The organism is Nitrosomonas sp. (assembly GCA_016703745.1).
In the GTDB taxonomy this organism is placed as follows: Bacteria; Pseudomonadota; Gammaproteobacteria; order Burkholderiales; family Nitrosomonadaceae; genus Nitrosomonas.
The window spans coordinates 455,363-470,343 of record JADJBK010000006.1; the positions used below are offsets into that span (position 1 = coordinate 455,363).

12 protein-coding genes are annotated in these 14,981 nt (G+C 44.6%); 7 read left to right on the forward strand and 5 right to left on the reverse strand.

Annotated features, from left to right (window positions below; translation table 11 throughout):
• Positions 1–15 precede the first annotated feature (15 nt).
• From nuoH to nuoN, 7 genes are all read left to right on the forward strand, one after another.
• Positions 16–1,116, forward strand: coding sequence for an NADH-quinone oxidoreductase subunit NuoH (gene nuoH / locus IPG31_03220; protein ID MBK6617401.1), 1,101 nt, complete (start codon positions 16–18; stop codon positions 1,114–1,116).
• 15 nt (positions 1,117–1,131) lie between these two features.
• On the forward strand, positions 1,132–1,620 hold the full coding sequence (gene nuoI, locus IPG31_03225; GenBank protein ID MBK6617402.1) for an NADH-quinone oxidoreductase subunit NuoI: 489 nt from the start codon (positions 1,132–1,134) through the stop codon (positions 1,618–1,620).
• A gap of 17 nt (positions 1,621–1,637) precedes the next feature.
• A complete protein-coding gene (locus IPG31_03230) occupies positions 1,638–2,243 on the forward strand; it encodes an NADH-quinone oxidoreductase subunit J (GenBank protein MBK6617403.1) in 606 nt (201 codons plus the stop codon).
• A gap of 47 nt (positions 2,244–2,290) precedes the next feature.
• Complete coding sequence (nuoK, locus tag IPG31_03235; GenBank protein MBK6617404.1) at positions 2,291–2,596, forward strand: NADH-quinone oxidoreductase subunit NuoK; 306 nt, start codon at positions 2,291–2,293, stop codon at positions 2,594–2,596.
• 52 nt (positions 2,597–2,648) lie between these two features.
• A complete protein-coding gene (gene nuoL, locus IPG31_03240; GenBank protein MBK6617405.1) occupies positions 2,649–4,595 on the forward strand; it encodes an NADH-quinone oxidoreductase subunit L in 1,947 nt (648 codons plus the stop codon).
• A 92-nt stretch (positions 4,596–4,687) separates the two neighbouring features.
• Positions 4,688–6,169, forward strand: coding sequence for an NADH-quinone oxidoreductase subunit M (locus tag IPG31_03245; GenBank protein MBK6617406.1), 1,482 nt, complete (start codon positions 4,688–4,690; stop codon positions 6,167–6,169).
• 83 nt (positions 6,170–6,252) lie between these two features.
• Positions 6,253–7,698 (forward strand): NADH-quinone oxidoreductase subunit NuoN, encoded by a 1,446-nt coding sequence (gene nuoN / locus IPG31_03250; GenBank protein MBK6617407.1) that lies wholly within the window; start codon positions 6,253–6,255, stop codon positions 7,696–7,698.
• A gap of 34 nt (positions 7,699–7,732) precedes the next feature.
• Here the strand turns inward: nuoN and IPG31_03255 are convergent, their stop codons facing one another.
• From IPG31_03255 to ppc, 5 genes are all read right to left on the reverse strand, one after another.
• Positions 7,733–8,836 (reverse strand): PQQ-dependent sugar dehydrogenase, encoded by a 1,104-nt coding sequence (locus IPG31_03255; GenBank protein MBK6617408.1) that lies wholly within the window; start codon positions 8,834–8,836, stop codon positions 7,733–7,735.
• 199 nt (positions 8,837–9,035) lie between these two features.
• Complete coding sequence (gene hda / locus IPG31_03260) at positions 9,036–9,740, reverse strand: DnaA regulatory inactivator Hda (GenBank protein ID MBK6617409.1); 705 nt, start codon at positions 9,738–9,740, stop codon at positions 9,036–9,038.
• 31 nt (positions 9,741–9,771) lie between these two features.
• The gene (gene trbK / locus IPG31_03265) at positions 9,772–9,969 is read right to left on the reverse strand and encodes an entry exclusion lipoprotein TrbK (protein MBK6617410.1); all 198 of its coding nucleotides are present in this window, start codon (positions 9,967–9,969) and stop codon (positions 9,772–9,774) included.
• Between the two features lie 185 nt (positions 9,970–10,154).
• Positions 10,155–12,137, reverse strand: coding sequence for an integrase (locus IPG31_03270; protein MBK6617411.1), 1,983 nt, complete (start codon positions 12,135–12,137; stop codon positions 10,155–10,157).
• Positions 12,138–12,162: 25 nt separating this feature from the next.
• Positions 12,163–14,973, reverse strand: coding sequence for a phosphoenolpyruvate carboxylase (ppc, locus tag IPG31_03275; GenBank protein MBK6617412.1), 2,811 nt, complete (start codon positions 14,971–14,973; stop codon positions 12,163–12,165).
• Positions 14,974–14,981 lie beyond the last annotated feature (8 nt).

Sequence of the window (14,981 nt, forward strand, 5' to 3'; positions counted from 1 at the left end):
AATCAGGATCAGATAATGGATGACTTGCAACAACTATTTGAGCAGACTTTTGGGTATAACTGGGGTATTTCCCTTTTTCTGTTGATAAAAAATCTCTTGCTTATTTTGGCAATTATTGTCCCGCTGTTATTGGGTGTGGCATATCTGACATTTGCCGAGCGCAAGATTATTGCCTATATGCAGGTTCGAGTAGGCCCTAATCGGGTAACTTTTTTTGGCATCTCCTGGTTGAAAGGGTGGGCGCAACCTATCGCTGATGCCGTCAAAGCGATAATGAAGGAAATTATCGTACCGACTGGAGCTAACAAATTCCTGTTCATCATCGCACCTATACTTTCGTTGGCGCCAGCGTTGGCAGCCTGGGCAGTGGTTCCTTTTTCGCCGGAACTTGTTCTGGCAGATATTAACGCTGGCTTACTTTACATCCTGGCGATGACTTCACTTGGAGTCTATGGAGTGATTATTGCTGGCTGGGCATCCAATTCCAAGTATGCATTTCTGGGAGCCATGCGTTCGGCAGCCCAGGTGGTCTCTTATGAACTGGCAATGGGATTCGCATTGGTTTGTGTGCTAATGATGTCAGCAAGCCTTAATCTGGGTGATATTGTTGCTGGTCAGCAGGGTGGCAGCTTTCTCAATTGGTATCTGATACCGCTATTTCCGATGTTTTTGGTTTATTTCATATCGGGAGTTGCCGAGACCAATCGCGCTCCTTTTGACGTAGCTGAAGGTGAGTCCGAGATCGTGGCAGGATTCCACGTAGATTATTCTGGTATGGCTTTTACCGTATTTTTTCTGGCGGAGTACGCCAATATGATTCTGGTAGCAACTTTGGCGAGTATTATGTTTCTTGGTGGCTGGTTGCCTCCGGTAGATGTAACACCATTTAATCTTGTTCCGGGATTGGTATGGCTACTGCTCAAAATAGTCTTGATGCTATTTTTCTTCTTGTGGTTTCGTGCAACTTTTCCACGTTACCGTTATGATCAGATCATGCGGCTTGGCTGGAAGATTTTTATCCCGATTACCTTAGTGTGGATAGTTTTGCTGGGTGCCGTCATGCAATTACCGGAATCCGTGCAGCAAAGTTTTCCGCTTAATCTCTGGTTTGGTTAAAAGTGAGAAGCAATAATGGATCGAATTAGACAATTCTTTAAATCTTTCCTGCTGTTTGAACTATTGCAGGGGATGAAGGTAACTGGACGCTATCTGTTTTCACCGAAGATTACGGTGCATTACCCGGAAGAAAAAACACCGCAATCTCCTCGATTCAGGGGTTTGCATGCACTACGACGCTATCCGAATGGAGAGGAGCGGTGTATTGCTTGTAAGTTGTGTGAGGCAGTTTGTCCCGCAATGGCAATTACAATTGAATCAGATCAACGGGAAGATGGCACGCGTCGGACAACTCGTTATGATATCGATATGATTAAGTGCATCTTTTGTGGTTTTTGTGAAGAGGCTTGTCCAGTTGATGCCATCATTGAAACGCGGGTGCTTGAATATCATGGTGAGATTCGGGGCGATTTAACCTATACCAAGGAAATGTTGCTTGCAGTGGGTGATCGCCATGAAGAGCAAATTGCCAAGGATAAAGCAGCTGATGCACCTTATCGATAACTCAAGATAATTTATTCATGAATTTTCAGGATTTAGTTTTTTTTACCTTTGCCAGCGTACTCGTAATATCTGCCTTAGGCGTAGTAACTTTCAGGAATCCGGTATATGCCGCACTGTTGCTTGTGCTCGCATTTGTCACTTCATCGGGTTTGTGGTTATTGCTGGAGGCTGAATTCTTGGCTATTACCTTGGTTCTGGTATATGTTGGTGCCGTAATGGTGTTGTTCTTGTTTGTGGTAATGATGTTGGACATTAACCTGGATCGCCTCCGTGAGGGTTTCTGGAAATGGTTTCCGTTTGGTGCAATTATTGCGTTGGTTATGGCGGTTGAAATGGGTATGGTGTTAATGAGTAGACAATTCGATCTTGAGTCGCTACCCGTACCAACTCCAAAAAGTATCGAATTCAGCAATACAAAAGAATTAGGTCGATTAATCTATACCGAGTATGTATATGCTTTTGAACTGGCAGCTGTGATTTTGTTGGTTGCTATGGTTGCTGCTATCGCATTAACCTTAAGACACCGTACAGACAAGAAACTGACTGATGCTGGTCGACAGATTGCTGTTAAACGTAATGATCGGCTTAAGATCATATCAGTATCCTCTGAAAAGAAAGAATAGATTTTGGCGTATTTCTCAAACAGATCACTCTAGTTAAGAGGTATATCTTGGTTTCATTGTCACATTATCTTGTACTTGGTGCTGTCCTGTTTGCCATAGGTGTGGTAGGTATTTTTTTGAATCGAAAAAATATTATTATTCTATTGATGTCGATAGAACTGATGCTACTGGCAGTCAACATGAATTTTGTAGCGTTCTCGCACTATTTGCAGGATACCGCTGGACAGATATTCGTTTTCTTCATTTTGACTGTGGCTGCTGCCGAGGCAGCTATTGGTCTGGCGATTCTGGTTGCACTTTTCAGAAATTTACGATCGATCAATGTGGATGATCTGGATGAACTCAAGGGCTAGACGTCGGTTGGCCGGATCAAAACACAGTTCTTTTAACTGCCTATCAAATTAGATGGAAAACCTTTATTTATTGGTGCCCTTGGCGCCATTGTTGGGATCGATTATGGCTGGGCTATTTGGCAAGCAAATTGGTCCGGAATGGAGTCACCGTGTAACGATTTTACTGGTAGCCGTATCGTTTGTTGTATCGCTCATTATCTTCATGGATGTTCTTGAAGGTAATACCTACAACGGTACGGTCTATACGTGGATGATCTCGGGAGAAACCTCGTTTGAGGTCGGCTTCCTGATTGACACCCTGTCAGCTCTAATGATGCTGGTTGTAACAGGCGTGTCGCTGATGGTGCACATCTACACGATTGGATATATGCAGAGTGATCCTGGTTACCAACGTTTTTTTAGTTATATATCGCTGTTTACTTTTTCGATGCTGATGTTGGTAATGTCTAACAATTTCCTACAGCTTTTTTTTGGCTGGGAAGCGGTTGGATTGGTTTCGTACCTGTTGATCGGTTTCTGGTATACGCGCCCGACAGCAATTTATGCCAATATGAAAGCGTTTCTTGTCAATCGGGTAGGTGATTTTGGCTTTCTGCTAGGTATTGGATTGGTATTAGCATCATTTGGTAGCCTTGATTATGAACATGTGTTTTCGCACGCAGGCTACATGTCATCTAAAACTATAGAGATCATTCCAGGTCAATCCTGGATGCTGTTGACAGTGATTAGCTTACTGCTATTCGTCGGTGCGATGGGTAAATCTGCGCAATTTCCCTTACATGTCTGGTTACCAGATTCAATGGAAGGTCCAACACCAATTTCTGCCTTGATTCATGCGGCTACCATGGTAACTGCGGGTATTTTCATGGTGGCACGGATGTCGCCTCTGTTCGAGTATTCAGAAACAGCACTATCAACCATTCTGGTTATTGGTGGTATTACGACTTTGTTCATGGCATTGGTGGCGGTCGTGCAAAATGATATTAAACGAGTCGTTGCTTTTTCGACTTTATCGCAATTGGGCTATATGACGGTTGCGTTAGGTGCTTCAGCATATTCAGTGGCAATTTTCCATTTGATGACCCACGCTTTTTTTAAAGCATTGTTGTTTCTAGGGGCTGGATCGGTGATCATTGCAATGCACCACGAGCAGGATATGAGGAAGATGGGTGGTCTTAAACGGTATATGCCTGTCACATTTGCAACAATGTTTATTGCTGCATTGGCAAGTGCCGGTGTTCCAGGATTTTCTGGATTTTTTTCCAAAGACGCTATCATCGAAGCGGTTCATTTTTCCGACATACCCGGCGCCGGATTTGCTTATTTTTGTGTATTGTCAACAGTGTTTGTTACTGCACTTTATACTTTTAGGCTGATATTCATGACTTTTTACGGTGAATCGCGAATGGATGCCCATACTCGAGATCATTTACATGAATCTCCGTGGGTGGTGACCTTGCCATTGATTATTCTGGCAATACCTACAGTGATTGCTGGCTGGGTGATTGGACCAATATTATTTGGTGATTTTCTGACCAGTTCTATCCAGGTACATGATCAGCATGATGTGGTCGCTCGTATGGGTGAGGCTTATGTGGGTATATTTGGCATGATGTTACATGCGTTATCGACGCTTCCATTCTGGTTCTCAGTGGCAGGGATTTTTACTGCATGGTTTTTATATCGAGTCAAAACTGATCTCCCTGAAAAAATTCGTTTACTATCTGGACCAATCTATACCTTGTTGGATCGAAAATACTTTATCGATGAATTGTATTCCTGGTTGTTTGCACGTGGTTCTCGTGGGTTGAGCACCATCTTATGGAAATATGGTGATATCAAAATTATCGATGGATTTTTTGTCAATGGAACAGCACGAATGATTGCCTGGTTTGCAACTATTGTTCGTCGTTTTCAAACTGGCTACATTTATCATTATGCTTTCAGCATGATTATGGGTGTTTTTATGTTGATGAGCCTCTGGCTCTTTTATTACTGAGTACCAGGGACGGGACAAGCATATCGCGATGTCTTCAGTTTCATCCTTGGAATACTAATACGCATTAATATGCAATTCGAGAAGAAATAATCATGTTGTTTGGATTTCCACTAATAAGTCTGATTATCTGGTTACCTATTATTTTTGGTCTGGTCGTTCTGATTATGGGTGATCGTGATCTGAAAGTAACGCGCTGGTTTGCTTTGATGGGTGCAGTTGTCAGCTTTCTGGTCGCATTACCACTTTTGAGTGGATTTGATGCAACTATAAGCTCGATGCAGTTTGTTGAACATGTCGCATGGTTTGAAAGACTCAATGTTTTTTACCATATTGGTATCGACGGTATTTCAATGCCATTAATTCTTCTGAATTGCTTTACGACGCCATTGGTTATCATTGCCGGCTGGCAAGTGATACAGCAGCGCGTTTCCCAGTACATGGGGGCATTCTTGATTATGTCTGGTATTGTCAATGGCGTGTTCGCCTCTCTGGATGCCGTTCTATTCTATACTTTCTGGGAAGCATCGCTGATTCCAATGTTCATCATTATCGGTGTCTGGGGCGGTCCTAATCGTGTCTATGCAGCGATAAAATTTTTCCTGTATACGCTGATGGGATCTCTGCTGATGTTGGTTGCCCTGATTTACCTCTTTCAGACATCTGGCGGAAGTTTCTCAATCGAGGATTACCACCGTTTACCATTGCCAATGACGGCTCAGATTTTAATTTTCCTGGCATTTCTGATTGCTTTTGCCGTCAAAGTACCAATGTGGCCGGTGCATACTTGGTTGCCAGATGCACACGTTGAAGCTCCAACCGGAGGATCAGTTATTTTGGCAGCTATTTTGCTGAAACTCGGGGGGTATGGATTTTTACGTTTTTCCTTGCCAATTGCTCCTGATGCCAGTCACGAGCTTGCCACATTGATGATCATCTTGTCCCTGATTGCAGTTGTGTATATCGGCCTGGTCGCATTAATGCAGCAGGATATGAAGAAATTGATTGCCTACTCTTCGGTTTCTCATATGGGTTTTGTAACGCTGGGTTTTTTTCTTTTCAATAGCTACGGATTGGAAGGCGCCATGGTACAGATGATTTCACACGGTTTTATTTCGGGTGCGATGTTTCTGTGTGTGGGCGTATTGTATGACCGCCTGCATTCCCGTCAAATTGCTGACTATGGCGGTGTCGTCAACAAGATGCCCATTTTTTCTGCTTTTTTTATGTTATTCGCGATGGCCAACGCTGGCTTGCCAGGTACGAGCGGTTTTGTTGGGGAATTTATGGTTATCATGGGCAGCATTGAAGTCAATTTCTGGTACGCCTTCTTTGCTGCGTTAACCCTGATTCTGGGAGCTTCATACACGTTGTGGATGTATAAAAGGGTTATATTTGGTCCGGTAGCTAATGCTAAAGTGGAGAATCTCAAAGATATAGGAAGCCGTGAATTCCTGATTCTAGCTACTCTTGCTGTGGCTGTTCTGTGGCTGGGACTATACCCTTCACCTTTGACCGAGGTGATGCATGTCAGTATAGATAATCTGCTTGAGCATGTATCACGCAGCAAACTTTAGAAGTTTGCTGCGGCATTGTTGAGTATGGCAAATATCAATTTTTTGGTTTAGATTTTTTCTCATTAGGAAGTTGAGGATATTTAATGGATTTTCAATCACCTGATCTTGCATCTGCAAATTCAGAAATTTTCCTGCTAGTAATGATTTGTATCGTGATGCTTGCTGATTTATTTGCAGGTTCAAAAAATCGGTATCTGGTATTTGTTTTATCACTTGCAGCACTGGCAGGAAGCGCGCTGCTAACATTCATGGACTTTTCGGTATCGCCGGTTCTTACCTTATCGGGTATGTTTATTGACGATATTCTGTCGGACACCCTTAAGTTAATGATCTATCCGACTGTCACATTGGTATTGATCTACTCACGTACTTATCTTGATGCACGAGGTTTGATGCGAGGTGAATTTTTCAGTCTCGCGCTATTTGCGACATTAGGAATGATGGTAATGGTATCAGCCGCTCATCTTATTACGCTTTATCTTGGGCTGGAGCTGCTGTCATTATCGTTATATGCAATGGTTTCCCTGCAACGAGATTCCGTTATCGCAACGGAGGCAGCTATAAAATTTTTTGTATTGGGCTCACTTGCTTCTGGATTTCTCCTATACGGAATGTCGATGCTATATGGGGCTACAGGTAGTTTACATACCGCTGAAATAGCTAGTGTTATTCGATCAGATGTTTCTGATCATACTGTTCTGGTAGTGGGACTGGTATTTATCGTTGCAGGACTTAGTTTCAAGTTAAGTGCGGTACCTTTCCATATGTGGGCGCCGGATGTTTATCAGGGAGCGCCAACGGCGGTTACACTTTTTATTGGTTCAGCTCCTAAACTTGCTGCATTTGGATTTATTATGCGACTGCTTGTGGAAGGACTGGGTGATATGGTTGCAGACTGGCAAGGTATGCTGGTATTGCTGGCTGTAGCATCAATGGCAGTGGGTAATATTGCTGCTATTGCACAAACTAATATTAAGCGCATGCTGGCTTACTCAACCATTTCCCATATGGGTTTCGTATTACTTGGTTTTGTGGCTGCGGGTACGGATGGCTACAGCGCTTCGTTATTTTATGTTATTGCTTACGTACTAACGACACTCGGAGCTTTCGGCACCGTTATGTTGCTGTCCAGAGAAGGATTTGAGGCTGATGCACTTAGTGATTTCAAAGGGTTAAATCAGCGTAATCCCTGGCTTGCGCTGATTATGATGTTTGTAATGCTGTCCATGGCAGGAATTCCACCAATGATTGGTTTCTACGCGAAGCTGTCTGTATTGCAGGCTGCGCTAGCAGCAGGGTATCTGTGGATCGTAGTCGTGGCAGTAATGCTGTCATTGATTGGAGCATTCTACTATTTGAGAATCATCAAGTTTATGTATTTTGATGAAGCTGACATTACGCATCCCATTAAGTCTGCACCAGAAATACGATTGATGATCAGTATGAACGGTTTGGCGATTATTTTGCTCGGTATATTTCCACAAATGCTAATGAATCTTAGTCTGGGTGCGGTATTATCAGGGCAGTAACCCAGAATCTTCAAGGAAGACTATTATTGGATTATTATGGCTCTTGATAGTGAATGTTGTAGATCACTCCTGCGATATCATCAGATACCAGCATGCTGCCGTCTGGCATAAACAGTATATCGACTGGTCGACCCCAGGTTTCATTGCTACCCAGCCAGCCACTGGCAAAAATTTGTTTATTGACTACCCGACTATTCTTGATCTGTATTGATTCAATTTGATAACCTACTTTTTCACGCCGGTTCCAGGAACCAGACTGGGTTATAAAAATTTGCTGATGATACTGCTCTGGAAACAGGCTGCCGGTATAGAACTTTATAGCCATGGGTGCGGTGTGTGGATTCATATCGAGAACAGGTGCAGTAAACTTTTCACAACCATGTTTTGCGCCAAATTTGGGATCAAGTATAGCGCTGCCATGGCAGTAGGGGAAACCAAAGTGCATACCTTTCTGGGAAGCATGATTGAGTTCATCAGGAGGGAGATTGTCTCCCATCCAGTTGCGACTGATATCTGTAAACCATAATGTTTTATGAGCAGGGTGCCAATCAAAACCCGCTGAATGTCGCACACCATAGGCGAATATTTCCAGATTGCTTCCATCGGGTTGCATGCTGGCTATCAGCGCAGTCTGGTCAGGGTCGACTTCACATATATTGCAGGGTGCGATAACAGACAGATAAAGTCTGTTATCAGGGCTTGCAGCGAGATATCCAGGATTTTGGTCATTATTGGTCAGTAATCTGACCGGGATTACCTCTGGGGTAACCGGATTTTCCAGGCTTTGTTCGATATTGTTAAAACGTAGAATGTGATTGGGTGTCGATACATAAAGTGCGCCATTTAAAAATGCCACACCAGTTGGTTCTTTTAATCTGTTGGCAATAATCCGGACTTGCCGCTCACCATTATTTTGCGTAATAGCGTAAATATTTCCTGCTGATCTGGAACCAACGAAAACAGTCCCCTTGTCACCCAATGTCATGGAGCGTGCGTCTGGTACTATTGCCCAGATACCGATTGTAAAACCGGGGGGTAATTTGATTTTTTCGAGTGGCAACGGAGAGGTTTGCGCCTGAATCTGGAATGTGACTGTTTGTATAACAAATAAGAAAAGAAACTGCCATTGAGATTTCATGAGGTGGTCGGTAGTTGTCGATAAATAATTCGATATAGCCTGGAAGGGGCGCAGATAAAGCACTATAAGTAATTCACCAGTAAGTAACGATACCAGATTTCTGGTTTAAAGAAGGCTGGATTAAACCAATCATAAATTATGGACAAAAGCTTGTTTTATCGGATTGCGCCAGAGCCATTTTCTATCGAGTGGAAGACTGCTATTGCTGTCTGGGAATTAGGGCCATTATTCGTAACCATTGATAAAGCAGGGAGCGTGTAACCGGTCGCTGCTGCTGCAACGAGTATTGATCAAGGCTATTTATAAGATCAATCAGTGATGACAGGTTGCGCGGTGCAATTTTTAGCAGGGACTCGCAAACTTCTTGTGATAATGTAAATCCACGTCGAGTGGCATGGTGCTGCATGGCTTCGATTTTCTGAGTATCCGTCAGAGTGTGCACTTGGTAAACCAGCCCCCATCCCAGGCGAGTGGAGAGGTCTTTTCGTAAACTTAGTTGTGCCGGTGGCTGAGTTCCACTGGCCAGAAACAACCCTGTTCTATTTTCTCGTATCTGGTTGTAAAGATTAAACAAGCGGATCTGATTAGTATTGTCGAGCTGTTCAACCTCTTCGACCATCACTCGATTTGTGTCCGGCTCAAAATCAGCTCTGACAGCTTGCCTGCAATCTATAAAACGAACAGGTAACTGCCTGTCTGTTAATGCCTGTGCCGTTGCCTGCAGGAGGTGGCTTTTGCCACAGCCGCTTTCACCCCATAAATAGATAAAACGTTCTCCCCTCTGTTCATCCAGTACGCCAGCCAGATTTTTCAGGGCGTGTATCAGTTCCTGATTAAAACCAACTACAAAATTCTCGAAAGTTGGCGGGCTAACCCGCACAACTTCCAGCAGCAATTGTTGCATCAATGATAACGAGAAATAGCAATCCTCAATTTTACTTATTTAGTGCCTCACAGCCATCAATAAATACCTGGCGTTCTGACTCTGTTTCGCTGGAGAAAGCACTCAGCGCTGCTTCCATTCCTCTGCCTGAACAATTTACCGCATTGATTTCAGGAAGTCCTCCTCCGCCACAACTAGCAAGAGCTGCGCCCAGAAATATTGCCGTAATAATGCCGCGTCCGATTTTCATTAAAATCTCCTGTTGATATATTGACTCATGCCAAGTTGAAATAGCTATCCGATTGATTGGCACCTGAACTCACCTGTCGCATCAATCTGACTTGGTAATTTTACCTGAATCCGCTCAGCAGACTTCTGTAGATTGTCATGCCAATAAACAAAATAGACGAATCGCTCAGTGTGGAATCGGTCGTGTTATAGCGTGTATTGGGGGGGAGTTACTTCCATTATCGGGTATATCAGGTTAATTGCTGCAAGTGATTGTTTTTCCCCCATTGGCGCATAGGCACCATAAGCAGAGAGTTCGGCAGGAGGAATATAGCCCATTACTGATTCCAGTTCGCTCAGGCGAACACCTTGTCTGACCAGATAAAGAATGTAAGTTTGGCGTAATTTTTCAGCAAGATTGATGGGGGAGACTCCGGCATCGATTTGCAGGCAATCCAGCAATGCCTGTAATTCTGTAACATTCAGGTTTTCACCGGCTGGATCGGTCAGGCTATGTCCATGCGCGATATATAGACGCTTTAAAGCGGGATGCAGCGGTACTTTTCTGGATGAATCACCCTGAATGGTCAAATAGTTTTGTTCAAGGTCGAAACTACCTGTATGTAGTCTGGTAATTTCGTTGAGGCTTAAGCCACTGAGCAGCAGCGACAGCAACTGCTTCTCCCTGACATTTGCTGCACGAAACAACTTGCTGATATGGTCATCGGGTAGTGCAGCAACCATCGGTTGCTTTGTGATGGCCTGTGCTACAGATGCTTTTCCAAGCATATCTTGTGGCGCGCGCAGCGCATCAAGGATGGTGTGAGGCAGATTTTTCTGATCATGCATGTGCACATCAGATAAATGAATAGCAATTCTTTCCTGCTCCTCGCGTGTCAGAAATCTGACAAACCATACGGCAGCCAACCCAAGTAATAACGAGACCACCAGAGCGATCAGCGCATCACGCTGATAATCCGGCCTGATCGGTGCGACAGGAAGAAAAGCGCGTTCAATAACATCTACATAAGGATATTTTCCTGTGTGCCGGGTTTCGATCTGCACTAATCGATCTTGTGTGTCCCGGTAAAGCTGTTCCAGCGCTTCCAGATCACTTTTTAGAGCATCGTGCTCGGTAAAGCGAGAAGTAAATTCTGCCGCCTTTTGGCGATGAGTCTTCAGTTGTTGTTGAATGACGCTTGCAGTTTGTCGGGCAGCTGCATAGTCCTGTTGGGCATCTGTCAGAACGGTCACTTGTCCTTTCTGGCGCATATTAAGGATTTCTTTCTCCAGTGCTGCCAGTTTTTCTGGAATGACTTTGAGTGATGGCGTTAACGCCATAAATTCTCTGGTGTATTGCCTGTCAAGTTCTTCAAGTTCCTCGCGTAATTCCTGTGCCCGTTTTTCCAGTGCGCTCAATGTTTGTGATTCATTTTGAGGAACAACGAGTTCTCCACGCTTGATTGCTTTGCGAATGGCATCCAGTTTGGATTTGGCTTTCACTTCTTCTTCACTGGCGGCATTAAGTGCATCATTAAGGCCCTTGAGTCTGGCCAGCGCTTCATTTTCTTCTCGCCCTGTCGAAACAATCGCATACTGCTGCCTGAATAACTCCAATTCCAGTCGTTTTTGCTCAATTTTTTCATTTAGACTGGTCAATTCCTCCTGAACAGCTTGCATCGTTGCCTCGGTAGAACTGGCGACTTCGTCTGCGCGAGCAGTAAGATAAACATCGATCCAGGCATTAATTAATGCAGGTAGCAATACAGGGTTTGTTCCTTCAGCAATCATTTCAACCAGATTGGTATCAGCCACCGGACGCACATTGAGCATGGCTCGAATCGTTGCGGGAGCTAAATCAATCGGATGTTCACTGTTCATGTCCTGTAACTTGCGTGCCGTGCCGACTAACAGCTCGGAGCCGAGCAATACCTGTTGCTGGATAGCAACGTGCTGGATGTCTGCCTCCCGACTAATTTGATCAATCGCTGTCCTTGGTACAGTTAACAGCGTGGCATAGCTTTGGTAAATTGCAGATCGTGAAAAAACATAACTCTGCGAGATCACAAGTACAACCAGGAAAGTAACCAGAAAAATTGTCAATCTGTTGGGTCCAAATCTATTCAGAAATTTCAGCATAGACTGATCTCCTTTCCCGTCAATTGCGTAATTTTGATCCGTGTCATTCATTGTCACTCATCTAATTATGCTTCCGTTATCCGCTATTTCTAAGTCCGGTAGCAACACCGTTGATTGTTAAATGAATCGCGCGGCGAACCGAATCATCGTCATCTCCGGAACGATAGCGGCGTAACAGTTCGATCTGCAAATGATTAAGCGGATCGATATAGGGGGTCCGAATACGAATGCTGCGTGCCAGTGTTGGGTTTTCCTGCAGTAATTCAGTGTGGCCGGTGATTGCAAACAGCCACTTGATAGATAACTTCCATTCTGCTTCGATACGGGAAAATATTTGTTGACGCACGTCCCTATCCGTAACCAGTTCCGCATAACGTGAAGAAATTCCCAGATCACTTTTTGCCAGTACCATATCCATATTGGAAAGCAGTGCTTGCATGAATGGCCAGTTTTGATGCATTTCCTGCAGCAGGGGCAGAGCTTTTTCTTGTCCGGTTTCTTGAATAAATTTTTCTATGGCGGAGCCAAATCCAAACCATCCTGGAATGACTGTGCGGTTAAGACTCCAACTGAATACCCAGGGTATGGCTCGTAAATCCTCGATCGCATCGGACGGTTTGCGGGAAGTGGGGCGGCTGCCTATGTGCAGTCCGGCGATTTCACGAATGGGAGTTGATTCCTGAAAATATTGCTTGAAGCCTGGAGTTTCATATACCAGATTGCGATAGGCGGCAAGCGCGTAATTCGACAGCAGCTCAAATGCTTCATGGAAGCGTGACATCTGCAACTGGTCAGTTTGCTGATTTAACAGAGTAGATTCAATGGTTGCCGCTACAAGTGTTTCCAGATTGCGCCGACCAATTTCAGGGTCGGTATATTTACTGGCGATTACTTCTCCCTGCTCGGTTAATCGGATTTGACCATTCACGCTACCAGGAGGCTGTGCCAGAATGCCCTGATAGCTCGGTCCACCACCGCGTCCAACCGTACCACCACGACCATGAAACAGGCGCAGGCGAATACCATGCTGATTAAAAATCCGAGTAAGTTCTATTTCCGCCTTATAAATTTCCCAGTTGGATGTTACAAATCCACCATCTTTGTTGCTGTCAGAATAACCCAGCATTACTTCCTGTACATTTCCGCGAGACTGAAGCATTTTGCGATAATCAGGCAGCGAGAATAGTTCTTCCATGATGGAGGTGCAACCACGTAAATCACCAATCGTCTCAAAAAGCGGAATAATATTCAGGCTCAACTGTGGATGTGTGCCACTGTGCAGCAAACCGGTTTCTTTCAGTAATAATGCGACCTCCAATATGTTTAGGGCACTGGTGGTCATGGAAATGATATAGTTTGGCAAGGCGGCGTGACCAAAGCGGTGCTGGATCTCAGCTGCCATGCGCAGAATGCGCAGTTCACTTTGGGTGTTATCAGAATAATGAATATAAGGTGAAATCAGCGGACGAGTGCTATTAATCTGTGCAAGCAGCCACTGAAGGCGTTCTTGATGGGAAAGTGCCAAGTAATTCAGTTCGCTTCGTGATTCCTTATCCAGGCAGCAATCATGGAGTTCTGCAACGACTCCTTCATGTACTTTACTGTGTTGACGCATATCCATCGGAGCGAGATGAAATCCAAATACATCCACCACTCGCCGCAAATCACGCAGGGTGTCCTTAACCAGCCAGGATGAGTAATGCTGATTGAGGGAATTAATAATAATATCAATATCATGTAAAAACTCCGCGCTATCGGCATAGGGTTCAACCACACGGGACAAACGACTGCTGGTGTTAGGCAAATGGCCAAGTTTTATACTGGTGGAAATCAGACGTTCATGGATACCGAGAAATGCACGCCGGTATGGTTCATCAATTCTGCTCGCGGGTAAATCGGGCGCGATTGACACCAATCCTTCCAGTTCATTGGTAACTTTGATCAGGCGACTGGTCAGACTCATAGTTTGCCCGATCTTTGCAGTTTCACTAATATAAAAATCCAGAATCAGTGCGGAGTGACGCTCGGCTGCGTGCAGCATGATTTGATGTGTCACAAATGGATTACCATCCCGATCACCCCCAATCCAGCTGCCAATACGCATAAAAGATGCCACATTGGGGGCGGATTGACCCATATGCCTTTCCAGCAGATCTTCGATTTTGGCGTAAATGTAGGGAATCTGGCTTAGAAAAGTATAATGATAGTAAATCAGACCGTTTTCTATCTCATCCTGTACGGTAAGCCTGACCGAACGCAGCATGCGGGTTTGCCAGAGTGTTTGAATAGCAGCACGTAAACTATTTTCGTTGTGGCGCAGTTCGTTTGGTGTAAGCTGGGTACGGTCACGCGCCTTCAGCAACAGCTGTATCTTGAGTTGATAATCAAGAATGCTGCGACGTTGTACCTCGGTCGGATGCGCAGTTAAAACCGGTGAAATCAAGGCATGGGTAAAAAAATCTTCCAATGCTTCACCAGTGATTCCCTTGGCAATAACCCTTTCCAGTGCAAGTGTCACACTGCCTGCCTGCGGCGCGGAACCCGCACGTAAATGCGCGCGACGACGGCGATTATGATGCAGATCTTCAGCAATATTCGAAAGCAGCGAAAAATAACTGAATGCGCGAACAACTGCGATGGTTTCCCTGTGGCTTAAATGGTGGAGAATTGTGTCGAGCTCCTGCCTGGCAATCTGATCCTGGTCGCGATGAAAACGAACTGCCGTCTGGCGAATGTTTTCAACGAGGGCAAAGGTTTTTTCTCCCTCAACGTCACGTATAGTGTCGCCCAGCATACGCCCAAGCAGACGAATATCTTCCCGCAATGGATGATCTTTTTCGTTTGGCAGATTCTGTTCAGCGGTATGGGCCTGAGTAGGCATACTCATCAGTGTAG